The sequence below is a fragment of the Comamonas antarctica genome, assembly GCF_013363755.1.
GTDB classification, from domain to species: domain Bacteria; phylum Pseudomonadota; class Gammaproteobacteria; order Burkholderiales; family Burkholderiaceae_C; genus Comamonas; species Comamonas antarctica.
In genome coordinates this window covers 391048-416497 of the sequence record NZ_CP054840.1, presented here as the reverse complement: position 1 = coordinate 416497, position 25450 = coordinate 391048, and the positions used below count along the sequence as shown (strand labels likewise).

Here is a 25450-nt window from a genome sequence, read left to right as displayed (position 1 = left end):
CAAGGAAATATGCAAATGGTGCAGAAAAAGAGTGTTTTGTGCGTGGTCGGAACACGCCCCGAAGCCATCAAGATGGCTCCGGTGATCCTGGCGCTGAAAAACGAACCCTGGGCCCAGGTGCGCGTACTGGCGACGGCGCAGCACCGCAACATGCTCGACCAGGTGCTCAACTTCTTCGGGATCACGCCCGACATCGACCTGGACATCATGCGCCCGAACCAGGCGCTGACCACCTTGACCGCCCGTCTGCTGCTGGAGATGGACCAGGTGCTGCTCAACGAGAAACCGGACGTGGTGCTGGTGCAAGGCGATACCACGACCGTGATGACGGTGGCGCTGGCCTGCTTCTACCACCGGATTCCCATCGGCCATGTCGAAGCGGGGTTGCGTACCTGGGACATGCAAAATCCTTTCCCCGAGGAAGCCAATCGCGTGATTGCCGGCAAGCTCGCACGCTGGCACTTCGCGCCGACCGAAGGCTCGCGCCAGAACCTGCTGCGTGAAGGCATGCCGGACAAGGACATCCTGGTCACCGGCAATACCGTGATCGACGCGCTGCTGATGACCGCGGCCAAGGACCTGCAGATCGGCATCGACCTCGATCCGCAAAAGCGCCTGGTGCTGATCACCTCGCACCGCCGCGAGAATTTCGGCGCGCCTTTCCGCGAGATCTGCCGCGCCCTGCAGACGCTGGCCGCCAACAACCCCGACGTGCAATTCCTCTATCCGGTGCATCCGAACCCGAATGTGAAGGATGTCGCGCATGAAGTGCTCGGCGATTCTCCGAACATCCGCCTGTGCGAGCCACTGGATTACGCCCCTTTCGTCGCGGCCATGAAGCAAGCCTATCTGATCATCAGCGACTCCGGCGGCGTGCAGGAAGAGGCTCCGGCGCTGGGCAAGCCGGTGCTGGTGCTGCGCGAGGAAACGGAACGTCCCGAAGCCGTCGAACAGGGCGTGGTCAAGCTGGTGGGGCCGAATTACGAGCGCATCGTGACCGAAGCCCAGCGGCTGCTCGACGACGAGGCCGCCTACCGCGACATGGCACGCGGGATCTCGCCCTATGGCGACGGACTGGCCTCGGGACGCATCGTCAAGACCCTGCGGGAACACTTTTCTTGACACGCCTCATCTACCTGTCGCCGGTGCCATGGGCCAGCTTCGCGCAGCGCCCGCAGAAGTTCGTCGACTGGTTTCATGCCCGCACCGGCAGCGATGTGCTCTGGGTGGACCCTTACCCCACGCGCCTGCCAAGGCTTGCGGACCTGCGCCGCCCGCGCCCGTCCCAGAACCTCGCAACGCAGGCACCACCGCCCTGGCTGCGCGTGCTCAGGCCGCTGGCGCTTCCCATCGAGCCCCTGCCCGGCTCCGGCGCGATCAACGCCTTCTTCTGGCGCCCCACCCTCGACGCACTGGCGCGCTTTGCCGAAGGCCATGACACGCTGGTGGCTGCGGGCAAGCCCAGCGTGTTGGCGCTGGCGGTGCTCAAGCGGCTGAAGAACGCGCGTTCGCTCTACGACGCGATGGACGAATTTCCAGCGTTCTACAACGGGTTCTCGCGCCGCGCCATGGCGCGCCGCGAGGAACAGCTGGCGCGCCAGGCCGACACCTTATGGGTCACCAGCACGCGTTTGCAGCAGCACTGGCGCGAATTGCGCCCCGATCTGCAATTCGTCGCCAATGCCCTGGACGACAGCATGATGCCCGCGCCGCGCGCGCGCGACCTGCAGGCCCAGCCCAAGGTGTTCGGCTATGTCGGCACGATTGCTTCCTGGTTCGACTGGGACTGGGTCATCGCGCTGGCCCGGGCGCGGCCGCGCGATGTGGTCAGGCTGATCGGTCCGGTGTTCCAGGCGGCGCCGACGCAGTTGCCGTCCAACATTGAAATGCTGCCGGGCTGCCACCACGCGGCGGCCCTGGAAGCGATGCGCGGTTTCGACGTGGGCCTGATTCCGTTTCTCAGGAACGACCTCACCGCTTCGGTCGATCCCATCAAGTTCTATGAATACCGCGCACTCAATCTGCCGGTGATGTCCACCCAGTTCGGGGAGATGGCGTTTCGCGCGGACGCGCCCGGCACGTTCATCAGCGCAGCGCTGCAGGATATCGGCGCACTGGCCGAATCGGCGCTGATGCTGGACAACGACTGTGCCGGCGCCCTGGAATTCGTGGCCCGCAATGGCTGGAAGGCTCGCTTCGATGCCGCGAACCTGCTGCCGTGAACGCCGCCCGGCGTGCCTCGCAGCTGCGCCAGGCTACCCCCTGAACCCCATGGAATGCATTGCATGACCTCCCCTTCCCAGACCATCGACCCCCATGCGCCAGCGCCGGCTTCCCTGCCCGCGCTGGCAGCAAGCCTGTGGCGCCACCGGGCGCTGATCGTGCAGATGACACGGCGTGAAGTGGTCGGCCGCTACAAGGGCTCCGTCATGGGCCTGGCCTGGTCGTTCTTCAATCCGGTGTTCATGCTGACGGTCTACACCTTCGTGTTTTCGTTCGTCTTCAAGGCCCGCTGGGGCATCGGCGGCGACGAAAGCCGCACCCAGTTCGCCGTGGTGCTGTTTGTCGGCATGATCGTGCACGGCCTGTTTGCAGAAGTGCTCAACCGCTCGCCCGGCCTGATCCTGTCCAACGTGAATTACGTCAAGAAGGTCGTCTTTCCGCTGGAGATACTGCCCGTGGTCAGCATGGGTGCGGCGCTGTTCCACAGTTTCGTAAGCCTCTGCGTGCTGCTGGTCGCGTTTTTTCTCTTCAACGGCCACCTGCATTGGACCGTGCTGCTGGCACCGCTGGTGGTGCTGCCGCTGGTGCTTCTGACGCTGGGTCTGGCGTGGATGTTTGCCTCGATGGGCGTGTTCCTGCGCGATGTCGGCCAGACCATCGGCATCCTCACCATGGTGATGATGTTCCTCGCACCGGTGTTCTATCCGATCACCGCGCTGCCGGAAAAATACCGCCCCTGGCTCATGGCCAACCCCTTGACCTTCATCATCGAACAGATGCGCGAAGTGCTGATCTGGGGGCACTTGCCGAATTGGACCGGATGGGCGCTGTACATGCTGGGCGCCATCCTCGTGGCATGGGCCGGTTTTGCCTGGTTCCAGAAAACCAGAAAGGGCTTTTCCGATGTCCTCTAACGATGTCGCCATCCGCGTCAGCCATCTGAGCAAGTGCTACGAGATCTACGCCGCGCCACGCGATCGCCTCAAGCAGTTCATCGTGCCCCGCCTGCTGCGTCTCATCGGCAAGCCGGCACGGCGCTATTTCCGCGAATTCTGGGCATTGCGCGATGTGAGCTTCGAGGTCAAAAAGGGCGAGACCGTCGGCATCATCGGCCGCAACGGCTCGGGCAAGTCCACCCTGCTGCAGATCATCTGCGGCACCGTCGCGCCGACGCAAGGCACGGTGTCGACGCACGGCCGCGTGGCGGCACTGCTGGAACTGGGCGCGGGCTTCAATACCGAGTTCACCGGGCGCGAGAACGTGCTGCTGACGGCGGCCATCCTGGGTTTTCCGCAGGAAAGCATGCAGGCACGCATGAACGAAGTGCTGGCCTTTTCCGAGCTGGGCGACTTCATCGACCAACCCGTCAAGACCTACTCCAGCGGCATGCACGCCCGGCTGGCGTTCTCGATTGCCATCCATGTCGATCCCGAGATCCTGATCGTGGACGAAGCCCTGTCCGTGGGTGACGCGCGCTTCGTTGCCAAGTGCATGCGCCGCATCAAGGAGATCCAGGAGCGTGGCGCCACCATCCTGTTCGTCAGCCATGACGTCGGCTCGGTGCGCACGCTGTGCCAGCGCGCGATCTGGCTCGACAGCGGCAAGCTGGTGGAGGACGGCGACGTTTTTCCGATCTCCGGCCGGTACATGGAGATGATGTTCCGCGACGAGGTCGCGGCGGAACAAGGCCAGGCCAAGGCCGCCGAAGCCCCGGCCGGCAGCGTGGCGCACAGCGGCGACGCTGCGGCAACGCCTGCCGGCGCGCCCACGGCGCATGGCCTGGATGCGCGCCCGGTCACGCACTGGGGGTCGCACCGCGGCGTGATCCTGGCGGCCTCGGTGTGCGATGCCAACGGCATGCGCCGCGACACCATCGGCTGGGGGGAACCCATGGAGATCCTCATCGATGTGCGCATCCCCCCGGACATTCCGCGCGAGCATCTGAGCCTGGCCTTCTCCATCAAGGATCTCAAGGGAACCGACCTGCTGGTGTCCACCACCCATGACGCAGGCACGGCACTGCCCGGGAGCGAATGCTTCCGGGTGCGCTTTCGCATGGACAACCAGCTGGTTACAGGAAAGTACCTGCTGGTCGCCGCGGTCGAGAACCGCGAGCATAGCAACGTCGCCCATTACTACGAATATTTCGAGGGCGCGCATTATTTTTCCTCGTTGGCCGATCAGCGGTTCTTTGGAATCTTCCAGCCGGCGGTACAGCAATCGGTGCAAGAGGCATAAATGTCAAACAGTTCAGACATCAATTCAGACAGCTATTGGGACGGCCGTTTTTCCAGCGATTGGGAAACCCATCAAGGCCCGCGCCAATCGCGCTTCTTTGCGCGGCTGGCCATGGAAAACCTGCCCCCATGGCTGATCGAGCAGGTGCGGCGCGGCGGCCTGACGCTCGCCGACTGGGGCTGCGCCCAGGGCGACGGCACCGATGTGCTGGGCAGCCATGTCGGCCCGCAGCAGGTGACCGGCATCGACTTCTCCGAAGTCGCGATCGCGCAGGCCGCCGGCCGCTATCCGACGATCCGCTTCGTTGCCGAGAACTGGCTGGAGCCGTCGCAGGGCAATGCCGAGCGCTTCGACATCGTCTTCTCCTCGAACACGCTCGAACATTTCCACCGTCCCTGGGAGGTTCTGCAGGCATTGGGCACGCGCGCCGGCAAGGCGGTGGTGCTGGCGCTGCCCTACCGCGAACTCGAGCGCATCGACGAGCATTTCTATTCCTTCCTCCCGGGCAATGTGCCCGTGGCCTTGAGCAATGGCTTTCGCCTGGTCTGGGCGCGCGTGGTCGACTGCCGCCAGATGCCCGATACGATGTGGGGCGGTGAGCAGATCTTCCTGGTATATGCCGATGGCGAGTGGGTCGACACCCTCAAGCTGACGCTGGCCGATTGCGAGCTGGGGCGCGACGACGTCGCTGGCGCCCTGGCCTGGCTGCGCGCGCAGGTGGCAGCACGCGACAGCCAGATTGCGGCCTCCGCCGAAATCGAGGTGCAGAGCACGCTGATCAGTCAGGTGTTTGCCGAACGCGATGCCCAGATTGCCCAACTGCATCAGGCGCTGACCGAACGCGACCAGCAGATTTCCAGTCTTCAGCGCGAGGCCTGCGCACGCGAGGGCCAGATGGCCAGCCTGAATGCCACGCTGTTCCAGATTTCCGACTGGGCCGACCGCATCGGCAAGCGTCCGGTCCGCTATGCGCTGAAGAAAACGGCGCTGGGTTTTGCCCGCCGCACGCTGCGCGCCCTGCCGCTGTCGATGGCCACCAAGCAACGCCTGCGCGAGCAGTTCTTCTCCATCATCCGGCCGCTGCGCGCATCCGTGCAGCCGCAGGCGCCGCAGCAGCGGCCCCTCAGTGCGGCCGTGCTGCAGATGGCCGACAAGCAGTTCGTCGACAGTGAACGCGATGTCTTCGTGTTTGCCGTGATCGATTGGAGCTTTCGCATCCAGCGCCCGCAACACATCGCGCGCAGCCTTGCCGATGCCGGCCGCAGGGTGTTCTACTTCAGCAACCATTTCATCGATGCCGACGAACCCGGCTATCAGCTGGAGCAGCTGCCGGGCGCGGCTGCGCTCTACCAGATCAAGCTGCATGTCAAGGGCGCTCCGGCCATCTATTTCGATGCGCCGTCCGACGCCGCCCTGGCACAGCTGCAACAGAGCATGGCGCAGGTGATCCACGATTTCGGCGCGCTTTCAAGCCTTTCCCTGGTGCAGCATGCCTACTGGTATCCGCTGGTCACGCGCTTGCCGAACACCTATCGCATCTACGACTGCATGGACCACCATGAAGGCTTCGGCAATGTGCCCGAGAAGCTCATGGCGATCGAAAAGCAAATGCTGGCCGGTGCCGACCTGGTCACCGTGACCTCGTCCTGGCTCGAGGACTTCGCGCGCGGCTACAACCCCAGCGTGGCCATGGTCCGCAATGCCGCCGAGTACGCGCATTTCTCCGAGCCGCCTGCGCAGACCTATGTGGATGCGAAGGGCCGCAAGATCATCGGCTACTACGGTGCGATCGCCGAGTGGTTCGACCTGGAACTGCTGCGCGCCGTCGCGCTGGCCCATCCCGACTGCCTGGTGCTGCTGGTGGGCAACGATACGGTCGGAGCGCAAAAACAGCTCGCGGACCTGCCCAATGTCGAGTTCACCGGCGAAGTGCCTTACGCCAGGCTGCCGTATTACCTCTATGCCTTCGATGTCTGCCTGTTGCCCTTCCAGGTAATTCCGCTGACCCTGGCAACGAATCCCGTCAAGGTCTACGAATACCTCGCCGCAGGCAAGCCCGTGGTCTGCGTCGACCTGCCCGAAGTCAGCCAGTTCGGCGATCTGGTGGGATGTGCCGCGACCACCGAGGCCTTCATCGCGCTGACCGGCGCCGCGCTGCGCGAGTCGGGTGAAGAAGCTGCGCGCAACGCCGCCGCAAGGCGCAGCTTCGCGGTCGAGCAGACCTGGAGCCACCGGGGTGAGCAGTTGCTCGAGGGCCTGGCGAAAATCCAGCTGCCGCGCGTCAGCGTCATCATTCTCACCTTCAACAACCTGGACCTGACGCGTGCCTGCCTCGACAGCGTGCTCAAGCGCAGCGACTATCCCAACCTCGAGGTCATCGTCGTCGACAACGCCTCGACGGACGACACACCGGCGTATCTCGAAGCGTTCGGCCAGCGCCATCCCGAAGTGCGCATGGTGCTCAACAGCGAAAACCTGGGCTTCGCCGCGGGCAACAACGTCGGCTTGGAAATTGCCACCGGCGACTACCTGGTGGTGCTGAACAACGATACCGTGGTCACCCCCGGCTGGGTGCTGACGCTGCTGCGCCACTTCGAGCGCGAGCCTGCGCTGGGCTTGCTCGGGCCGGTGACCGGCAACATCGGCAACGAGGCGCGCATCGAGATCAGCTATCCCGACCTGGCCCACATGCCGGCCACGGCGCTGAACTACACGCTGGCCCACATGGGCGAACGCTACCCGATGCACAACGTCGCGTTCTTCTGCACGATCCTGCCGCGCTCGACCTACGAGCGCTGCGGCGCCATCAGCGAAGACTATGGCCTGGGCTTCTTCGAGGACGACGACTACTGCCGCAAGGTCGAAGCCGAAGGCCTGCAGATTGCCTGCGCCGAGGATGTGTTCGTGCACCACCATCTGTCGGCATCCTTCAACAAGATGAACGACGAGAAGCGGCGCGCGCTGGTCGAGCGCAACAAGGCGATCTACGAGAAGAAGTGGGGGACATGGAAACCGCATTCCTATCGGCCCTGAATCACCGCCGGCGCTGACTGGGCTCTGCGTATTGCGGCGATTCAGTAAAATCCCCTGTCATCCGGCAAGGCCTTGATTCACATAATGCCTGCGGTACGGAACCGGGGTTGCACAGCGCCCCGCGCCCGCCGCACGCACCGTTTGCGCCGCTCTGCGCCCCTTTTTCCTTCACCCCATGAAAACTCCGCAGAATATCGCCGTCATCATCCCGAGTTACAAGGTGCGCGCCCATATCCTGGAAGTCCTGGCGGCCATCGGACCTGAGGTCACCCGCATCTATGTGGTGGATGATTGCTGCCCCGACCAGTCGGGTGATTTCGTCGCGGCCCACTGCCAGGATCCTCGCGTCGTGGTGCTGCGGCATGCACAGAACCAGGGTGTGGGCGGTGCGGTCATGACCGGCTATCAGGCGGCAATTGCCGACGGCATGCAGGTGCTGGTCAAGGTCGACGGCGATGGCCAGATGGACCCGGCGTTGATTGGCGATTTCGTCGCGCCGATCCTGGAGGGCGAGGCCGACTACACCAAAGGCAACCGGTTCTTCGATCTGGAAAATATCCGCGCGATGCCGAAGATGCGGCTTTTCGGCAATGCGGTGCTGTCATTGATGTGCAAGCTCTCGTCGGGCTACTGGAATTTGTTTGATCCCACCAATGGATATACCGCCATCCACGCCAACGCGGCGCGCCACCTGCCTTTCGGCAAGATAAGCCGCCGTTATTTCTTTGAGACGGATATGCTGTTCCGCCTCAACACGCTGCGGGCTGTGGTGGTGGATATTCCCATGGATGCGAAGTATGGCGACGAGGTCAGCAACCTGAAGATCTCCAAGATTGCCGGCGAGTTCCTGGTGAAGCATCTGCGCAATTTCTTCAAACGGATCTTCTACAACTACTATCTGCGCGACATGTCGCTGGCGTCGCTGGAACTGCCTCTGGGCGTCATGTTTCTCGCCTTCGGTCTCGCCTATGGCGGTTATCACTGGAGCCACTCCACCCATCTGGGGCTGTCCACGCCCGCCGGCACGGTCATGCTGGCCGCCTTGCCGGCGCTGATGGGCCTGCAGCTGATCCTGGCGTTCATGTCGTATGACATTGCCGCCGTGCCGCGGCGCCCCATCCATACCCGCCTGGCACGCCGGCCGGGTTGATGGCCATGCGCCAGTTTGCCGTTTACATCGGCGTAGGCGTGGCCTGCGCACTGATCGATATCGGACTGATGCAATTGCTCAGCCGGCTTGGCGCCCACTACATGGTCGCCACCACCGCCGGCTTCGTTGCCGGGCTGGCCGTCAACTTCCTCCTGCATGCCCATGTCACATTCCGGGCCGGCTACTCGCACCGCGCACTGGCGCGCTACCTGGTGCTGGTGCTTGCCAACTACGCGCTGACGCTTCTTGTCGTATCGCTGTTCCATGCCTGGCTGGATATGCCCCTGGCTGGAAAGATCGTCTCGCTGCCCTTCGTTGCCATCAATGGCTATCTGCTGGGAAAGCACTGGGTCTACCGGTGATGAGCGGCCGGTACGCCGGCCCCTAATGTTTCTGCGAGAACCTGACTGATGAGTCCCAAGATCCCCGCATCACTGGCGGCTGGCCTGCTGGCACTGGCTGCACCGCTTTATCTGCTCGACAGCTCTGCCATGCTGGATGCGATGGTGAGCGACGGCCTGACATGGCCCGTCGGCGTAGCGCTGTGTGGCGGCCTGCTGGCGGTTCTGCTGCCCGGCTTCGCCCACCTGGCGCTGCTGTGCCTGATGCTGGTCTGGCTGGTGGTCGGTGTCGGCACCGGTCCGGCCGCCATCGTCGCCGCCGGCGGCCTGAGCGCATGGTCGCTGGGCATGGCGCTGCTGCACCACGTGCGCTCGAAGCCACCAGCGGGTGCCGCGAGCGCCACCGAGGCAGTGCTGCTGGGTGCCAGCATCTGGCTCGCAGTCTGGGGAGCGATGCTGCATTTCCCCATCAATGTCCGCGGCCTGTACCTGGGCCTGGGCCTGTTGCCATTGCTATGGCTGCCGCTGCTGCCGGCCGGGGTCTGGAGCGATCTGCGCACCCGCGCATCGGACCTGCACGGATGGATGCGGTCGATTCCCCTGTGGGCCTGGACAGCAGGTATCGCAGTGATCGGCTGGTCTCTGCGCTGGGCCAGTTTCCCCAGCCTGAGCTATGACGACCACGCGCTGCACTTGCGCCTATGGACCGAGCTGCTGGACGAGCGCCGCGCGTTGTTCGATGTCGGCAGCCAGATCTGGGCAACCGCTCCGTTTGCCACCGACTTGCTGCATGCCGGCTTGTCGCTGATGGCTGATGCGGATGCGCGTAGCGCGTTGAACCTCGCGCTGGCACTGGCGCTGCTGGCCCTGATGGCGCGCACGCTGCAGCGCCTGGGTACTCCGTCCTGGGTGCAATGGCTGCTCGTAGTATTGATGGCCAGCACTCCGATGCTGGGCAACCTGCTGTTTTCCTTGCAGACCGAATTGCTGCTGGCCGTGGTCGCGCTCGCCGGCTTGCGCCTTGCGCTCGAGGCGCGTGGCGGCTGGCGCGGCCAGCATGTGCTGGGCGTGCTGGCCAGCGCCGCGCTGTGCGCCGCCATCAAGCTGCCGGGCGCCGTGCTCGGAGTGATGCTGCTCGCGACTCTGGCGCTGCGCTGGTGGCAACTGCGATCCGACGTTCCAGGCGCGCTGCCGCGCCTGCGCTGGCCGGCGCTGCTGTTGCTGTTGCTCCTGGGCTTTGTGGCATTGCACTCCTACGGCGTTGCCTGGCGGCTCACCGGCAACCCGGTTTTCCCGCTGTACAACGCCGTGTTCCATTCGCCGTTCGCGCCTGCGAGCAACTTCAGCGACACGCAGTGGATACATGGTTTCAGCCTGCGCAGCTATGTGCGCGCCTTCTTTGAAACTTCCCGCTTCTTCGAAAGCGGCGACTTCACCGCGGGCTGGCAGTTCCTGGTGCTGCTGCCGCTGGCCATTGCCGCAGCCTGGCGCCGGAGCGTTCCTGCCGGCTTTCGCCTGGCATTGCTGCCGCTGCTGGGCTTTGGCCTGATCATGTTCTCGGCGACGCAGTATTGGCGCTACCTGTTTCCGGTCATGCCGATCGCCGGAGTGCTGCTGGCGGCGCTGTTCATCGGCAGGGCACGCTGGTGGCCTGCGGTGCCGGCCGTGCTGGTGCTGCTGTGCACCGCCCTGAACCTGTATTTCTACCAGGACACTTCCTGGCGCATGCAGTCAGCGGCGCAGACTGCCTACACGGCCGCCGGCCAGGAGCAGCTGACGCGCCTGTATGCGCCGGCAGCCGTGCTGACCGCCGAAGTCAACCGCCGCGCGCCGGGCGCGCGCGTGCTGTATTCCCCAGATGCGCCTTCGGGCGCCACGCTGCACGGTACGGCGCTCTACCTCAACTGGTATGCGCCGGCCCGCGAGGCACGCTTTGCCGCCATTGCCGGCACAGCCGACGTGGCACGCTTTCTCGATGATGAGAAAGTCGATTTCATCATCCTGAACATGGCGCCGCCCAGGAAGCACGGCACGCCTTTGGCCTGGCTGCACGCGTATCTGAGCAGCCATGGCATGGCACTTGCGCGCGAAGGCAGCTTCACGCTGTACCGTGTCGGGTCGGTTCCCACCCCCTACCGCCCGCTGTTCGATATGCGCCGTGCCCGTGCCGAGCAACTGCTGCTGCCGGTTTCCGCGGCCGGCATCACGGCCACGCCGCAACCCCAGATACTGGCGTCGGTGCCCACGCAGCGCGCTTCGCAGGCGCGCTACACAGTGCACCTGCGTTGCGCGTCCGGCGGCGGGCATTTTGTCGCACAGATCAACTGGGATGCGGGTGAGCCCTACTACCGGCTGGTCGACTGCAGCGCAGATGAGCTCACGTTCACCGAAGTCGTGCCTGTGCCGGCGCTTGCGCTCAAGGGCCTGGTCTATCTCACCGCGCGCGACACGCCGTCTGCTCAGGTCGAGGACCTGCAGGTGGAGCTGTACTGAGAGAACCCGGCAGCTCCTGTGAAAAAGCCTCCTGGCCTTGCGGCCAGGAGGCTTTGTTGCTTCAGGGCGCAGCGCTGGCGCTTACGCGCCTTCCCAGCGCCTCAGCACCAGGCTCGCATTGGTGCCGCCAAAGCCAAAGCTGTTCGACAGCACCTGGCGCAGCGAGGCGTCGCGGGTTTCGGTGACCAGCGGCATGCCTTCGACGGCCGGGTCGGGCGTCTCGACGTTGGCCGAGCCGGCAATGAAACCCTTGTTGAGCATCAGCAGGCAGTAGATGGCCTCCTGCACGCCGGTCGCGCCCAGCGAGTGGCCGGTCAGCGACTTGGTGGACGAGAACGGGGGGATCTGTTCACCGAACACTTCGCGGATGGCGCGCAGTTCGGGCACGTCGCCGACCGGGGTCGAGGTGCCGTGGGTGTTGATGTAGTCGATCGGGCCTTCGAGGCCCTCGATGGCCTGGCGCATGCAGGCAATGGCGCCGTCGCCCGAAGGCGCAACCATGTCCTCGCCGTCGGAGGTGGCACCGAAGCCCACGACCTCGCCGAGGATGTTGGCGCCGCGCGCCAGCGCGTGCTCGAGGCTTTCAAGCACCACGGCGCCGCCGCCGCCCGCGATGACGAAGCCGTCGCGGTTGGCGTCATAGGCGCGCGAGGCCTTCTCGGGCGTGGCGTTGTACTTGCTGGACATCGCGCCCATGCCGTCGAACAGCAGCGACATGCCCCAGGACAGCTCTTCGCCGCCGCCCGCAAACATCACGTCCTGCATGCCCCAGGCGATCTGCTGCGCGGCCGAGCCGATGCAGTGGGCCGACGTGGAGCAGGCCGAGGTGATCGAATAGTTGATGCCCTTGATGCCGAAATTCGTCGACAGGCAGGCCGACACCGTGGAGCTCATGCAGCGCGTGACCTGGTACGGACCGACGCGGCGGATGCCCTTTTCGCGCAGCGTGTCCGCGGCTTCGATCTGGTTGGCCGGCGAGCCGCCGCCCGAGCCCATGATCAGGCCGGTGCGCGGATGGGAAACCTGCTCGGGTGTGAGTCCGGATTCGGCAATGGCCTGGGCCAGCGCGATCTGCGCAAAGGCCGCGGCATCGCCCATGAAGCGCAGCTGCTTGCGGTCGATATGCGCCTCGAGATCGATCTGGGGAATGCCGGCCACCTGGCTGCGCATGCCCAGTTCTGCAAACTCCGGCATCGCGCGGATGCCCGAACGGCTCTCGCGCAGCGAGGCCTCGACCGTTGCATTGTCGTTACCGATGCACGAGACGATGCCCGTGCCCGTGATCACAACCCGACGCTTCATTCTGCAGATCCTTCGGTTTTGCCTTCGCGCATGAACAGGCCCACGCGCAGGTCGGTGGCCGTATAGATGAGCTGGCCGTCGGCATACAGGCGGGCGTCGCCGATGGCCATGTTCAGCTTGCGCTTGATCAGGCGCTTGATGTCGATTTCATAGGTGACCAGCTTGACGTCAGGACCCACTTCGCCGGTGAACTTGACTTCGCCGGCGCCCAGCGCGCGGCCGCGGCCGGGCAGGCGCAGCCAGGTCAGGTAGAAGCCGATCAGCTGCCACATGGCATCGAGACCCAGGCAGCCCGGCATCACCGGATCGCCCTGGAAGTGGCACTTGAAGAACCACAGGTCGGGGTTCACGTCCAGCTCGGCCACGATCTTGCCCAGGCCATGCTCGCCGCCGTCGCTGTCGATGTGCGTGATGCGGTCGAACATCAGCATGGGAGGCAAAGGCAGGCGCCCGGAATCAGGAGTGAACAGCTTGCCCTCGCCGGAGGCGATCAGTTGCTGGTAGGAAAAGGAATCGGCCATTATCAAACTTGCTCCACAGCGGCGGGGGTCACCGCTTCATTGTCGTGTGGTCCGCTGCATTTCGCATGCGCCACAGGCGCGCATTATCCTGCCCACGGGCGTCCCGTGAAAGCACAAAGACCCTGCAAATGCCTCAGAACACAGGTATTCAAAACATGACAGTCTACTTGCCACGGGGGCAGGTCCGCTGTCTCCAGAAGGCGCCGGCCAGCGCCAGCGCCGCCAGCAGCCACAGCGGCAGCTGTCCGGCCCAGCGCACCCAGCGTGCGAACGGCGTGAGGCCTTCGCGCCCTTCGACGTCGCCCGACAGCACGCCGCGCACATGCGGCGCCAGCGCCTGGGTCACGTTGCCATGGTGGTCGATGATCACCGTGGCGCCGGTATTCGTGGCGCGCAGCATCGGCCGCTCGAACTCGAGCGCGCGCATGCGGCTGATGGCCAGATGCTGGTCGATGGCGACGCTGTCGCCAAACCAGCCGATGTTGCTGACGTTGACGAAAATCGTCGGCGCCGTGGTCGGATCGCGAAAGCGCAGCCCGAGTTCCTCGCCAAACAGATCCTCGTAGCAGATGTTGGGCGCGAGCCGCTGCCCGGCCCAGGCCATCGAGGGCTGGGCCAGGCCGCCGCGGTTGAAGTCGCCCAGCGGGATATTCATCATTTCCGTGAACCACCGGAACATGGGCGGAATGAATTCGCCGAACGGCACCAGGTGGTGCTTGTCGTAGCGGTACACCGGCTCCTGGCCCGGCACCAGGCCGATCACGGAATTGGCATAGCCTTCGATCGGATTGCCCAGCGGGATGCCGATCAGCGCGGCCTGCGGGCCCTGGCTGAAATGCGCCTGCAGCTTGGGCATGTAGTCGAACGGCAGCTGCTGGGGCAGCAGCGGAATCGCGGTTTCGGGCGCCACCACGAGTTGGGCCGTGCTCGAGCGCAGCGCCGCCGCATACCATTCCAGCGCCAGCGGCACGCCGCTGCCGGGCTCGAACTTCTCGTCCTGTGGAATATTGCCCTGGAGCAGCGCCACGCTGAGCACGCGCGGCTGCGCCGCGGGTGCATCGGCCAGGCAGGCGCGCAGCGCGCAGCCGCGCTGCCAGAACAGGCCGCCCAGCAGTGCTGCTGCGCCCAGCGCCAGCGCCCACGCGCGCGGCTGGCGCAGATGCACGGGCCGCAGGCCGCCCAGCGCATAGGCCAGCGCCGCCGCCACCGCTCCGGTGCCATAGACGCCGAGCCAGCGCGGCAGGACCGACAACGGCCCCTCGACATGCGCATAGCCGCCCGCGCCCCAGGGGAAACCGGTCCAGAGGCTGCCGCGCGCGAGTTCGGCCAGCGTCCAGCAGGCCGCGAACAGCAATGCCGGCGCCCGTGCGCCCGCGGGCCGCAGGCGCACGAAGGCCCAGGCCGCGAGCGCGTAGTAGCTGCCGAGAAAGGCCGCCAGGCCCAGCACCGCGAGCACCGCCAGCGGCGCGGCCAGGCCGCCATAGGTATGCATGGAAATGAACAGCCACCAGAAAGTCGCGGCCAGCCAGCTGGTGGCAAACAGCCAGGCATAGCCCGCGGCGCGGCGCGCCGGCATGGCGCCGCGCAGGCCGTGCGCAAACAGCGCCAGCGACAGGATCTGCAGCCACCACAGCGGCTGGCCGCCGGCCGGCCAGGCCGTGGACAGCGCCTGGGCCACGCCTGCGGCGGTCGCGCCCAGCCAGAAGGCCAGGCGGCCGGTCAAGGACGATTGCATGCGTTCAGTTGCCCACCAGGCTGTCGGGCGCGTGCTCGCGCACCACGCGGAACCAGCGCACCGCGCCGCCCTTGGTGTGCAGCACGGTGAAGCCCAGGCCCATCATCTGGATGTATTCGCCGCGCTTGGGCACATGCCCCATCTCGTGCGCGATCAGGCCGCCGATGGTCTCGAAGTCCTCTTCGGGATCGGTGGCCTGCAGGACCACGTCAAACGCCTCGGCCACGCGCTCGACCGGGGTGCTGCCCGAGACGCGGTAGCTGTTGTCGGCCAGCGCGAAGATGTCGCCCTCGTCCTCGGGAATGTCGAATTCGTCCTCGATCTCGCCGACGATCTCCTCGAGCACGTCCTCGATGGTGACCAGGCCGGCGACCCGGCCGAACTCGTCGATGACGATGGCCAGGTGGTTGCGGTTGCCGCGGAATTCGCGCAGCAGGTCGTGCAGGCCCTTGCTCTCGGGCACGAAGACCGCGGGGCGCAGCAGGGCGCGCAGGTTGAGTTCGGGCGCGCGCTGGAGCTTGAGCAGGTCCTTGGCCAGCAGGATGCCGATGATGTTCTCGCGTTCGCCCTGGTAGATGGGAAAGCGCGAATGGGCCGTGGAGATGACCTGGTGCAGGATGACATCGAACGGATCGTCGATGTTGACAAGGTCCATGCGCGTCGAGGCCACCATCACGTCGCCGGCCGTCATGTCGGCCATGCGGATCACGCGCTCCAGCATGACGCGTGCGTCGGCGCCGATGACTTCGTTGTCCTCGGCCTCGGCCAGGGTTTCGATCAGTTCATCGGGAGACTCGGGAGCCGGATGGATGAACTCGGCGACTTTTTGCAGAAAACTGCGCTTGTCTTCCTTTTCGGAAGAACGAGCAGAATGCGGGTCTGACACTGTCTTGGAATGCAGGACGTGCGGTAGTGAACAAGATGCAAGGATAGCGGATTGCCCGCGGCAGGGTTGTGGCATTTGCGGGAAATCCCCGCCGCGCCACGGCCTCTGCCGCGCGCCGCACGCGCTGGCGCCTCAGGCGACGCCTTAGGCAATGCCTCAGGCGCCGGCCTTGTGGCGGCCTTCGCGCACGCCCTGGCGCACTTCCTGCACGCCGGCCAGGAAGCGCCAGAACTGCTTGGCCTGCTTCTTCAGCTGGTAGTCGAATTCCGCGACATGCTGATTGACCATCTGCTCCATATGCGTGTCGAAGCCCGCGGGGGGCAGCTGCAGATAGGCCTCGGATTCCGAACCGTCGCGCGTGACCACGGCTCCGGCCTTGCGCGCGATCTTCAGCATGGCGGTGTTCTCGGACAGCGCATGGATGAACATCATGCTCACGCCGCGCGTGCGCGCATGCACGATGGAATGGTCGAACAGCCGCTTGCCCAGGCCCTTGCCGCGCGCCTGCTTGAGCACGGACACGCCAAACTCGGCGCAGCGCCGGTGCTCGGGATGGGGCGCATAGGCCAGGTGCGCCATGGCAATCAGCTCCAGGCGCCGGTTGTAGATGCCGAAGACCTGGTCGCGATCGAAGTCCAGCTGCTGCACATAGCGCAGCACCTGCTCGTCGCTGGCGGCGTAACCGAAACGCAGGTATCGGTCGGCGGCATCGAGCTTGAGCAGATGGCGGCCGACGCTGTGGCGGTGGCGTGCACCCAGGGTACGGATAGGAACCATGGCAGGACGGCACGAGGCGATGAAGCGGATTGACGGACTGGTCACCGGACGCAACATGTGCTTGCCCGCGCGCCAGGACGATTTCAACCAGTCAATAGAAACGTTCATGCCTGGAATATAGGTGATTACCCTAATCCCCTCAAGCGCATGTTGCAGCGCAGCATGGAAACGATGCGGAGGAACAACAGCTTGTCGTGCAGACACCCTTCGGCGCGGCCGGAGGGCGGCCGTTCGCCCTGCGCTTGTCGAAGGGGGTTACGGGGTCAAACCGGAACTGCAGTGGTTGCCTTCACGCGGTCCAGCACGAAGCTGGTCTTGCAGTCCTGCACGCTGGGGTGCTTGAGCAGCGTGTCCATGATGAAGCGGCTGTAATGCGCCATGTCGCTGACCACGACGCACAGCAGGTAGTCCATCTCGCCGGTCAGCGACGAGCATTCCACCACCTCGGGCCAGGTCTGCACGCTGGCGCGGAACACATCCATCGGGTTGCGCTTGCTGGTCTCGGTGTATTTTTCCAGGCGCACGTTGAGGTAGGCGGTCAGGCCCAGGCCCACGGTTTCGGGCCGCACCAGCGCCACGTAGCGGTCGATGACACCGGTTTCCTCGAGCCGCTTGACGCGGCGCAGCACGGCACTGGGCGACAGGCCGACATGCTCGCCGATCACGTCGTAGGTTTCCCGGCCGTTTTCCTGCAGCCGCCGGAGAATGGCCCGGTCCAGCTTGTCGATGGTTTGCGTTGCGCTCATGGCCCGGAATTCTACGGAAATTGCCGCCAGCCTTCAGGGTTTCCCCGAATCACCCCGGATTACTGCATGAAATCTGCTTTTTCCGCATTTTTCATGCACCGCCAACGCAGGCATCTGCACAACTATGCAGGAATTCATTGCTGCCAAGTTCTACAGTGGCTTCATATCCACCAGGAGACAACGATGAACGCGCCACTGCCACTCAACACCGCCAGCCCCTCTTCCACCGCCGCCTGGGACAACCCCATGGGCACCGATGGCTTCGAATTCATCGAGTACGCGGCGCCCGATCCGATGGCCATGGGCAAGGTATTCGAAAGCATGGGTTTCAAGGCCGTGGCCAAGCACCGCCGCAAGAACGTGACCCTGTACCGCCAGGGCGAGATCAACTTCATCATCAACGCCGAACCCGACAGCTTCGCGCAGCGCTTCGCGCGGCTGCATGGCCCGAGCGTCTGCGCCATCGCGTTCCGCGTCGAGGACGCCAAGGCGGCCTACGAGCGCGCGCTCGACCTGGGCGCCTGGGGCCATGAGGGCACGCATACGCCGGGCGAGCTGAACATTCCGGCCATCAAGGGCGTGGGCGACAGCCGCATCTACTTCGTCGACCGCTGGCACGGCAAGAACGGCGCCAAGCCCGGCGACATCGGCAACATCGGTTTCTTCGATGTCGACTTCGTGCCGCTGCCCGGCGTCACCACCGAGGACATGCTCGCGCCGCGCGGCCACGGCCTGACCTATATCGACCACCTGACACACAACGTGCACCGCGGCCGCATGGCCGAGTGGGCCGATTTCTACGAGCGCCTGTTCAACTTCCGCGAGATCAAGTACTTCGACATCGAAGGCCAGGTCACGGGCGTCAAGAGCAAGGCGATGACCAGCCCCTGCGGCAAGATCCGCATCCCGATCAACGAGGAAGGCAAGGAAAAGGCCGGCCAGATCCAGGAATACCTCGACTCCTACCATGGCGAGGGCATCCAGCACATCGCGATGGGTTCGGACGACCTGTACCAGACCGTCGACGCGCTGCGCGCCAGCGGCGTGCGCCTGCTCGACACCATCGACACCTACTACGAGCTGGTGGACAAGCGCATCCCGGGCCATGGCGAGCCGCTCGAACAACTGCACCAGCGCAAGATCCTGATCGACGGCAAGAAGGATGCGATCCTGCTGCAGATCTTCAGCGAGAACCAGCTCGGCCCGATCTTCTTCGAATTCATCCAGCGCAAGGGCGACGACGGTTTCGGCAACGGCAACTTCAAGGCGCTGTTCGAGAGCATCGAGCTCGACCAGATGCGCCGCGGCGTGCTCTGATCCAGGCCACGCCATGGGACAGGCTCCAGTCGTCTACGGACAATCCGAGCGCCCGCCGCGCGGCGACTACAGCCGTGCGGCCGGCGACTACACCTGCGCGCAGGACTACGCGGCCTATACCGAAACCGACCACGACACCTACCGCCGGCTGCATGCGCGCCAGTCGGCGCTGCTGCCGGGCCGGGCCTGCGCGGAATTCATCGCCGCCCTGCCTTCGCTGGGCGCGCACGACCGCATTCCACGCTTCGAGGACATCAACGCCCGGCTGATGCCCGCCACGGGCTGGCAGATCGTGGCCGTGCCGGGCCTGATTCCCGAGCTGGCCTTCTTCGAGCTGCTGGCTGCGCGCCGTTTTCCGGTCACCGACTGGATCCGCACGCCGGCCGAGTTCGACTACATCGTCGAGCCCGACATCTTCCACGACCTGTTCGGCCACGTGCCGCTGCTGTTCAACCCGGTGCTGGCCGACTATGTGCAGCGCTATGGCCAGGGCGGCATCAAGGCGCACGGCCTGGGCGCCTGCGAACTGCTGGCGCGGCTGTACTGGTACACCATCGAGTTCGGCCTGATCCGCGAGGCCGGCGGGCTGCGCGCCTATGGCGCGGGCATCCTCAGCTCGGGCGGCGAACTGGTTCATTCGGTCGAAAGCCCGCTGCCGCAGCGCGTGCCGCTCACGGTGGAGCGCGCCATGCGTTCGCGCTACAAGATCGACAGCTACCAGCAGACCTATTTCGTCATCGACAGCCTGCAGCAGCTGTTCGACATGACCGCGGGCGACTTTGCGCCGCTTTACGCGCAACTGCGCGAGCTGCCCGAGTTCGCCGCCGATGGAGGGCTGGCATCGGCTACGCCTGCTGCGCCCGCGCCACGCAATCGAGCATGAGCCGCGGGTCGAACGCCATCTGCACGTGCGCTTGATTGCGCACCAGGCGGTTGTCGGCGCCGGGATAGGTGGCGGCGCTGGCGGGAAACACCAGGTTGTCGCAATTCGAGTACCAGCAGGTCATGCTGGCCGCGAGCGCCTGCGGCTCGTGGCGCGCCAGCTCCAGCAGCCAGTCGCTGCGCCGGCGCATCTGCCGGCCGTTGGCGGTGCGGCTGACGTCGGCCATGGCCGTGCCCTGGTGCGGCGTGCCGATGGTGACCACATGCGCGGCCAGCGCGCGCAGGCGCTGCGCTGCTTGCGCCTCGCCGCGGCCGTCGCAGACCAGCGCGCCGCGGCTGCGCAGCCAGGCGCGTATCACCAGCCCGCCCATGCTGTGGCCGATGACCACCGGTGGCCGGCCCGTGGCTTGCTCCATGCGCCGCTGGGCCGCGTCGAGCACCGGCACGCAGTCGTCGATCGAACCCCAGACCGGCTCCAGCGTGACCGCGATGCAGGGAATGCCGCGCGCCGCGAGCAGCCGCTGCCAGGGCTGCCAGAACGCCCGGTTGCACAGGTAGCCATGCACCAGCAGCACGCCAGTGCGCGCCTGGCCGTGCGGCACCTCGTCGCCGATGGCATGCGTGCGAAACGGCTGGCGCCAGCCGAAGATGCGGTAGGCCAGCAGCACCTCGGCCCACCAGGCGCGCAGCAGCGCACGCGTGCCGACCGCGGGCACGGCGGTATCGCGCGGCGCGGCGCGCAGGCACAGGAACTGCAGGGTGATGCTCCACGCCGGCACCAGCAGCAGCGCGGCCACGCCGGCCAGCGCCAGCGCCGGCGACTGCGGCCATTGCCAGCGCAGCCAGGCCAATGCGAGAACCAGGCCGCCGAGAATCGAAGCCTGTTGCCAGCGTGCGTTCATGCCCTCGGGTTTACCACGCGCAGCGGCGCACGGCCAGCCACAGGCGCGCGCACGCGGCGTTGTCTTGCACGGGACATTCCCTAGGACAAGCACGGAGCACGGTCCAGGCTGCGAGGCGACAGAATGAACGCATCGCTTTCCCGCCTGCCACCAGGCCCTTTTCAGACACTCGAGGCTTGACCCGCATGGATCCCATCTGGCTGCAGAACTACCCCGCCGGCGTTGCCCCTACCGTCGATCCCGGCGCCTACCAGTCCGTGGCGCAACTGATCGAGGAATCGCTGCAGAAGAATGCCGACCAGCCGTTCTCGGTCTGCATGGACCGCTGGATGCACTACCGCGATCTCGACCAGCTGTCCGCGCGGCTCGGCGCCTGGCTGCAAGGGCTGGGACTGGAGAGCGGCGCGCGCGTGGCCATCATGCTGCCCAACGTGCCGCAGTTCGCCGTGGCCATGGCCGCGGTGCTGCGCGCGGGCTATACCTGCGTCAACGTCAACCCGCTCTACACCGGGCGCGAGCTCGAGCACCAGCTCAAGGATTCGGGCGCGAGCGCCATCGTCATCCTGGAGAACTTCGCGCACACGCTGGGCAGCGTGCTCGAGCGCACGCCCATCCAGCAGATCTGCATCACCTCGCTGGGCGACCTGCTGGGCCCGATCTATGGCCGCTGGATCCGCTTTGCCGCGCGCCATCTCGCCAAGATGGTCCCGGCCTATACCCTGCCGCTGACCGGCGGCCGCCAGGTCACGACCTTCCCCGAGGCGCTGGCGCAGGGCGCGCAGCGCACGCTGCGCCCCAGCCCGGCCACGCTGGACTCGATCGCCTTCCTGCAGTACACCGGCGGCACCACCGGCCTGTCCAAGGGCGCGATCCTGACGCACCGCAACATCATTGCCGCGACGCTGCAGGCCGAGGCCTGGTTCTCGCCCGCGCTGAGCCGCCTGTCCGACCCGCGTCAGCTGCACAGCATCGCGGCACTGCCGCTCTACCATATCTTCGCGCTCACGCTGTGCCTGCTGGCCATCCGCCAGGGCTCGAGCCTGAGCCTGATTCCCAATCCGCGCGACATCGCCAAGTTCGTCGGCGTGCTCAAGAAACGCCCGTTCCACCTGCTGCCGGGCGTGAACACGCTGTTCAATGCACTGCTGCAGAACCCGCAGTTCCGCGCGCTCGACTTCTCCCACCTGTGCCTGACCCAGGCCGGCGGCATGGCGGCCTCGGAAGGCACGGCGCGCGAGTGGAAGAAGGTCACGGGCAGCACCATGATCGAAGGCTGGGGCATGAGCGAGACCTGTGCCATCGGCACCAACAACCCGGTGACCAATCCGCAGTACAGCGGCAACATCGGCCTGCCGCTGCCCGGCATCTCGGTGGCCATCAAGGACGAGAACGGCCAGGACCTGCCGCTGGACGTGCCCGGCGAACTCTGCATCCAGGGCCCGAACGTCATGACGGGCTACTACAACCAGCCGCAGGAGACCGCGCGCGCGTTCACCGACGACGGCTATCTGCGCACCGGCGACATCGCCCAGATGGACGCCCAGGGCTGCGTGCGCATCATCGACCGCAAGAAGGACATGATCCTGGTCAGCGGCTTCAACGTCTACCCGAACGAACTCGAGAACGTGGTCTCGCTGTGCACGCATGTGGTGGAATGCGCGGCCGTGGGCGTGCCCGACGAGAAGCAGGGCGAAGCCATCAAGCTGTTCGTCGTGCGCAGCAGCGAGGCGCTCGACGAGGAAATGCTGATGCGCTACTGCAGCGAGAACCTGACCGGCTACAAGCGGCCCAAATACATCGAGTTCCGCGACGCGCTGCCCAAGACCAACGTCGGCAAGATCCTGCGCCGCGAGCTGCGCTCGCCGCAGTGAACCGCGCTGCCGCACCCGGCGCGCTGTGGCCGGAAATGACCGTGCTCGAGCGCGGCTGGCTGTCGGCCAACGGGGTTTTGTTCACCGGCCCCAGCGCCGCCCTGGTCGACACCGGCTACTGGAGCCATGCCGGCCAGACGCTGGAACTGGTGCGCTCGGCGCTGGGCGCGCAGCCGCTGGCGCGCATCCTCAACACCCACCTGCACAGCGACCACTGCGGCGGCAATGCCGCGCTGCAGGCCGCCTGGCCGCAGGTGCAGACGCATATCGCGCCGGGCCAGGCCGCGCAGGTGCGCGACTGGGACGCGCAGGCGCTGGGCTATGTGCCCACGGGCCAGCACTGCCCGCGCTTTCGCATCGAGGGAGTGCTTGTGCCCGGCACCGCGGTGGAACTGGGCGGGCGGCCCTGGCAGATCCATGCGGCGCCCGGCCATGATCCGCATTCGGTGGTGCTGTTCGAGCCCGCGGCGCGGCTGCTGATCTCGGCCGACGCGCTCTGGGAAAAGGGCTTTGGCGTGGTGTTTCCCGAACTGGACGGCGAACACGCGTTTGCCGAGGTCGGCGCCACGCTGGACCTCATCGAACGGCTGGCGCCCGCCACGGTGATTCCCGGCCATGGCCCGATCTTCCACGATGTCGCGGGCGCGCTGGCCGCGGCGCGCGCGCGGCTCGACGGCTTCGTGCAGTCGCCGCTGCGCCACGCGCGCTACGCGGCCAAGGTGCTGGTCAAGTTCAAGCTGCTGGAGTGGCAGCGCATCGACCAGACCGGACTGCTGGCCTGGACCGCGGCCACGCCCTATATGGCGCAGCTGCATGCGCGCCATTTCGCGCAGGACACGGCCGCGCAATGGGTGGACACGCTGGTCGACGAACTGGTGGCGTCGGGCGCCGCCCGGCGCGAGGCCGGGCTGCTGCTCAACGCCTGAGTGGGACAGCTCGGGCGGGCACCTGAAGCACGGGCCCCCCACCCGTTCGCCGTTCGCCGTTCGCCATTCGCCGTTCGCCGTTCGCCGTTCGCACTGAGCCTGTCGAAGTGCGTCAACAACCACCCTACGGCAGATCCTTCATCGGCTCGGGCTCATTGGTCGGGCGCGGCCCCACCGTGCCCAGGCGTGCCTTGAGCGATTGCGGCTGGCCCGTGATCAGCGCCGCGTAGGCCGTGGTGTTGGCCAGCACCTTCTTCACATAGTCGCGGGTTTCGGTGAACGGCACGTTCTCGGCCCAGATCGCGGCATCGAGCACCGGGCCGTTGCGCCAGCTGCGCGGGCGGCCCGGGCCGGCGTTGTAGCCCGCCGCGGCCAGGGCCATCGAACCGTCGAAGTCGTCGAGCGCCAGCTTCAGATAGGCCGTGCCGATGGTGATGTTGACCTCGCGGTCGTTGATCATGCTCGGCGTGAAGTCGCTCATGCCGATCTTGCGCGCGGTCCAGCGCGCGGTCGCGGGCATGACCTGCATCAGGCCCGAGGCGCCGACTCCCGAACGCGCATCCATGATGAAGCGGCTTTCCTGGCGGATCAGTCCATAGACATAGGCCGGGTCGAGGCCGATGATGCGCGCGCGCGCGATGACCGTGTCGTGGAACGGCATCGGATAGCGCTGGCTCCAGTTGACTTCGGTGCGCGTGCGTTCGCTGGTGTTGATGCAGCGGTCCCAGACTTCGCGCTCGCACGCCAGCTCGGCCGCGGCCAGCAGCGCGCGTTCGTCCATGCCGCCCGGCGTATGCAGGTTGGTGGCGTAGTTCCACTCGCGCACGCCTTCGCTGCGCAGGCCCAGCTGGATCGCCTGCAGCCCGCGCTGCAGGCCCGGATTGGCACGCGCCGCGGCTTTTTCCTGCGCGGTGACGGGCGCCGGCGCGGGCGGCACGGTCACGCGCCGGCCCAGTTCCTCCAGCGCCAGTTGCTCGTAGAAGCCGCCGGAGCCGGCAATGCTCTCGAGCAGCTGGCGCGCCTGGGCGCGCTCGGCATCGCCGCCATGCGGCGCGAGCAGCGCCCGGCCTCGCCAATAGACCCAGGTGCTGTCGGTCTGGCCCTGGGGCGTCATGGCGTCGATGGCGCGCACCACCTGGCGCCACTGGCCGGCGCGCAGCGCCGTGCGCACCTTCCAGCCGAGCAGTTCGTCGTTGAGGTCTTCGTCCTTGCGCACGTTGGCGAAATAGGTCTGGGCCTCGGGCTGCAGCTTGAACGCCGCCTGCTTGCCGATGGCGGCCCAGGCCCAGTTGCGTTCCTCGGCAGTGAGCACGCCGCTCCAGCGGCCCTCGAGCTGGGACGCGGCCTGCGCCGGGTCGTTGGCCGCGAGGCGGATCAGCGCCAGCAGGCCCAGTTCCTGGCGCACCTGGCCGCGTGCCACGCGCGCGCCGGTGAGGAATTTGATCGGCGAGGCAAACAGCTCGTTGACCTGGGGCAGCGACTCGGGCGCCACCAGTTGCACCGCATCGCGTACCGCGCGCTGGCGGTTGGCGTCGGCGCCCAGCCGGGCCTTGCGCCAGATCTCGCCCGCGCTCAGCTGCTTGGCGGCGTAGTAGCTCGCGGCGGCGTTGGTGCAGGCGTCGTCGCCGTCGCGCTGCGCATACCAGAGGTCGCGCACTTCCTGCGCCTGCGCCGCGCTGGCACGGCCCTCGATCTGCGCGATGGTCAGCGCATAGCAGCGTACCGCGCGGTCGTCCTGCATGCGGTAAGCCGGATGCAATTGCGCGAACTGTGCCCAGTCGCGGCGCTGGCCCAGCAGCAGCAGCCAGTCGTTGCGCAGCCGGTCTTCCTGGTAGGTGCCGGCCCAGCGCGTGAGGAAGGCCTGGACCTCGTCGGGCTGGGCATTGTCCAGCCGCACGCGCAGCTCCCAATAGGCGGCCCAGGGTTCGAGCGCATGGCCGCGCACGGACGGCAACAGCTGAGCCAATTGGTTGCGGTCGCCCTTGCGGTAGGCTTGCTGCATTGCAAGCAACGCATCGTCACCCCGATTTTGGGCCGCAGCCAGCGGCGCGGCGGTGGTCAAGACGGTTGCAGCGAGAAGCGGTGTCAGAATCTTGTGCCAGTGCAT

The 25450-nt window shown here is 66.2% G+C and carries 20 protein-coding genes; 12 read left to right on the top strand and 8 right to left on the bottom strand.

Annotated elements, in window-relative coordinates:
* Nucleotides 1–18 precede the first annotated feature (18 nt).
* The 8 genes from wecB (at nucleotide 19) to HUK68_RS01910 (ending at nucleotide 11478) form a co-directional block, all read left to right on the top strand.
* Nucleotides 19–1122 carry a non-hydrolyzing UDP-N-acetylglucosamine 2-epimerase gene (wecB, locus tag HUK68_RS01945; RefSeq protein WP_315123066.1) on the top strand — a complete coding sequence of 368 codons (1104 nt, stop codon included), beginning with the start codon at nucleotides 19–21 and terminating at the stop codon, nucleotides 1120–1122.
* Nucleotides 1119–2222 (top strand): glycosyltransferase family protein, encoded by a 1104-nt coding sequence (locus HUK68_RS01940; RefSeq protein ID WP_175502687.1) that lies wholly within the window; start codon nucleotides 1119–1121, stop codon nucleotides 2220–2222. Before wecB ends, HUK68_RS01940 begins: the two co-directional genes overlap by 4 nt.
* A gap of 63 nt (nucleotides 2223–2285) precedes the next feature.
* Nucleotides 2286–3137, top strand: coding sequence for an ABC transporter permease (locus HUK68_RS01935; protein ID WP_175502686.1), 852 nt, complete (start codon nucleotides 2286–2288; stop codon nucleotides 3135–3137).
* Nucleotides 3127–4461 carry an ABC transporter ATP-binding protein gene (locus tag HUK68_RS01930; RefSeq protein ID WP_175502685.1) on the top strand — a complete coding sequence of 445 codons (1335 nt, stop codon included), beginning with the start codon at nucleotides 3127–3129 and terminating at the stop codon, nucleotides 4459–4461. The genes HUK68_RS01935 and HUK68_RS01930 overlap by 11 nt, the downstream gene beginning before the upstream one ends.
* Nucleotides 4462–7494, top strand: coding sequence for a glycosyltransferase (locus HUK68_RS01925; RefSeq protein ID WP_175502684.1), 3033 nt, complete (start codon nucleotides 4462–4464; stop codon nucleotides 7492–7494).
* A gap of 175 nt (nucleotides 7495–7669) precedes the next feature.
* Entirely contained in the window at nucleotides 7670–8644 is a 975-nt protein-coding gene (locus HUK68_RS01920; RefSeq protein WP_175502683.1) for a glycosyltransferase family 2 protein, read from the top strand.
* 5 nt (nucleotides 8645–8649) lie between these two features.
* On the top strand, nucleotides 8650–9006 hold the full coding sequence (locus HUK68_RS01915) for a GtrA family protein (protein ID WP_244146229.1): 357 nt from the start codon (nucleotides 8650–8652) through the stop codon (nucleotides 9004–9006).
* A gap of 48 nt (nucleotides 9007–9054) precedes the next feature.
* On the top strand, nucleotides 9055–11478 hold the full coding sequence (locus HUK68_RS01910; RefSeq protein ID WP_175502682.1) for a hypothetical protein: 2424 nt from the start codon (nucleotides 9055–9057) through the stop codon (nucleotides 11476–11478).
* Nucleotides 11479–11559: 81 nt separating this feature from the next.
* On the opposite strand, the gene fabB is transcribed toward HUK68_RS01910, so the two are convergent.
* The 6 genes from fabB to HUK68_RS01880 form a co-directional block, all read right to left on the bottom strand.
* Nucleotides 11560–12780, bottom strand: a complete 1221-nt coding sequence (gene fabB / locus HUK68_RS01905) for a beta-ketoacyl-ACP synthase I (protein WP_175502681.1) — start codon at nucleotides 12778–12780, stop codon at nucleotides 11560–11562.
* Nucleotides 12777–13301 carry a bifunctional 3-hydroxydecanoyl-ACP dehydratase/trans-2-decenoyl-ACP isomerase gene (gene fabA / locus HUK68_RS01900; RefSeq protein ID WP_175502680.1) on the bottom strand — a complete coding sequence of 175 codons (525 nt, stop codon included), beginning with the start codon at nucleotides 13299–13301 and terminating at the stop codon, nucleotides 12777–12779. Before fabA ends, fabB begins: the two co-directional genes overlap by 4 nt.
* Nucleotides 13302–13464: 163 nt before the next feature.
* On the bottom strand, nucleotides 13465–15036 hold the full coding sequence (gene lnt / locus HUK68_RS01895) for an apolipoprotein N-acyltransferase (protein WP_175502679.1): 1572 nt from the start codon (nucleotides 15034–15036) through the stop codon (nucleotides 13465–13467).
* A 4-nt stretch (nucleotides 15037–15040) separates the two neighbouring features.
* Nucleotides 15041–15922: a CorC family transporter gene (locus tag HUK68_RS01890; protein WP_175502678.1), complete on the bottom strand. Its 882-nt coding sequence runs from the start codon at nucleotides 15920–15922 to the stop codon at nucleotides 15041–15043.
* Between the two features lie 156 nt (nucleotides 15923–16078).
* Nucleotides 16079–16807: a GNAT family N-acetyltransferase gene (locus HUK68_RS01885; protein ID WP_175502677.1), complete on the bottom strand. Its 729-nt coding sequence runs from the start codon at nucleotides 16805–16807 to the stop codon at nucleotides 16079–16081.
* 155 nt (nucleotides 16808–16962) lie between these two features.
* Nucleotides 16963–17445, bottom strand: a complete 483-nt coding sequence (locus tag HUK68_RS01880; protein WP_175502676.1) for an Lrp/AsnC family transcriptional regulator — start codon at nucleotides 17443–17445, stop codon at nucleotides 16963–16965.
* A gap of 183 nt (nucleotides 17446–17628) precedes the next feature.
* Between HUK68_RS01880 and hppD the strand changes: the two genes are divergently transcribed.
* Together hppD and phhA are read left to right on the top strand one after the other, a co-directional pair.
* Nucleotides 17629–18762 (top strand): 4-hydroxyphenylpyruvate dioxygenase, encoded by a 1134-nt coding sequence (hppD, locus tag HUK68_RS01875; protein WP_175502675.1) that lies wholly within the window; start codon nucleotides 17629–17631, stop codon nucleotides 18760–18762.
* A 13-nt stretch (nucleotides 18763–18775) separates the two neighbouring features.
* Nucleotides 18776–19645: a phenylalanine 4-monooxygenase gene (gene phhA / locus HUK68_RS01870; protein ID WP_175502674.1), complete on the top strand. Its 870-nt coding sequence runs from the start codon at nucleotides 18776–18778 to the stop codon at nucleotides 19643–19645.
* On the opposite strand, the gene HUK68_RS01865 is transcribed toward phhA, so the two are convergent.
* On the bottom strand, nucleotides 19608–20546 hold the full coding sequence (locus HUK68_RS01865) for an esterase/lipase family protein (protein ID WP_175502673.1): 939 nt from the start codon (nucleotides 20544–20546) through the stop codon (nucleotides 19608–19610). The genes phhA and HUK68_RS01865 overlap by 38 nt on opposite strands.
* Nucleotides 20547–20731: 185 nt before the next feature.
* Here HUK68_RS01865 and HUK68_RS01860 point away from each other — a divergent pair, with 185 nt between their 5' ends.
* Both HUK68_RS01860 and HUK68_RS01855 read left to right on the top strand, forming a co-directional pair.
* Nucleotides 20732–22417 (top strand): AMP-binding protein, encoded by a 1686-nt coding sequence (locus tag HUK68_RS01860; protein WP_175502672.1) that lies wholly within the window; start codon nucleotides 20732–20734, stop codon nucleotides 22415–22417.
* A 35-nt stretch (nucleotides 22418–22452) separates the two neighbouring features.
* A complete protein-coding gene (locus tag HUK68_RS01855; RefSeq protein ID WP_175505701.1) occupies nucleotides 22453–23343 on the top strand; it encodes an MBL fold metallo-hydrolase in 891 nt (296 codons plus the stop codon).
* A 124-nt stretch (nucleotides 23344–23467) separates the two neighbouring features.
* Here HUK68_RS01855 and HUK68_RS01850 read toward each other — a convergent pair whose 3' ends face one another.
* On the bottom strand, nucleotides 23468–25450 hold the full coding sequence (locus HUK68_RS01850; RefSeq protein WP_175502671.1) for a lytic transglycosylase domain-containing protein: 1983 nt from the start codon (nucleotides 25448–25450) through the stop codon (nucleotides 23468–23470).

Excerpts from the sequence above, each read along its gene's own strand:
- fabA (WP_175502680.1), bottom strand. The coding sequence starts at position 13,301 with ATGGCCGATTCCTTTTCCTACCAGCAACTGATCGCCTCCGGCGAGGGC.
- HUK68_RS01935 (WP_175502686.1), top strand. The coding sequence starts at position 2,286 with ATGACCTCCCCTTCCCAGACCATCGACCCCCATGCGCCAGCGCCGGCT.
- HUK68_RS01915 (WP_244146229.1), top strand. The coding sequence starts at position 8,650 with ATGCGCCAGTTTGCCGTTTACATCGGCGTAGGCGTGGCCTGCGCACTG.
- HUK68_RS01920 (WP_175502683.1), top strand. The coding sequence starts at position 7,670 with ATGAAAACTCCGCAGAATATCGCCGTCATCATCCCGAGTTACAAGGTG.
- hppD (WP_175502675.1), top strand. The coding sequence starts at position 17,629 with ATGAACGCGCCACTGCCACTCAACACCGCCAGCCCCTCTTCCACCGCC.
- HUK68_RS01850 (WP_175502671.1), bottom strand. The coding sequence starts at position 25,450 with ATGCACTGGCACAAGATTCTGACACCGCTTCTCGCTGCAACCGTCTTG.
- HUK68_RS01930 (WP_175502685.1), top strand. The coding sequence starts at position 3,127 with ATGTCCTCTAACGATGTCGCCATCCGCGTCAGCCATCTGAGCAAGTGC.
- phhA (WP_175502674.1), top strand. The coding sequence starts at position 18,776 with ATGGGACAGGCTCCAGTCGTCTACGGACAATCCGAGCGCCCGCCGCGC.
- HUK68_RS01865 (WP_175502673.1), bottom strand. The coding sequence starts at position 20,546 with ATGAACGCACGCTGGCAACAGGCTTCGATTCTCGGCGGCCTGGTTCTC.
- HUK68_RS01925 (WP_175502684.1), top strand. The coding sequence starts at position 4,462 with ATGTCAAACAGTTCAGACATCAATTCAGACAGCTATTGGGACGGCCGT.
- lnt (WP_175502679.1), bottom strand. The coding sequence starts at position 15,036 with ATGCAATCGTCCTTGACCGGCCGCCTGGCCTTCTGGCTGGGCGCGACC.
- HUK68_RS01910 (WP_175502682.1), top strand. The coding sequence starts at position 9,055 with ATGAGTCCCAAGATCCCCGCATCACTGGCGGCTGGCCTGCTGGCACTG.
- HUK68_RS01880 (WP_175502676.1), bottom strand. The coding sequence starts at position 17,445 with ATGAGCGCAACGCAAACCATCGACAAGCTGGACCGGGCCATTCTCCGG.
- HUK68_RS01885 (WP_175502677.1), bottom strand. The coding sequence starts at position 16,807 with ATGAACGTTTCTATTGACTGGTTGAAATCGTCCTGGCGCGCGGGCAAG.
- HUK68_RS01860 (WP_175502672.1), top strand. The coding sequence starts at position 20,732 with ATGGATCCCATCTGGCTGCAGAACTACCCCGCCGGCGTTGCCCCTACC.
- HUK68_RS01855 (WP_175505701.1), top strand. The coding sequence starts at position 22,453 with ATGACCGTGCTCGAGCGCGGCTGGCTGTCGGCCAACGGGGTTTTGTTC.
- fabB (WP_175502681.1), bottom strand. The coding sequence starts at position 12,780 with ATGAAGCGTCGGGTTGTGATCACGGGCACGGGCATCGTCTCGTGCATC.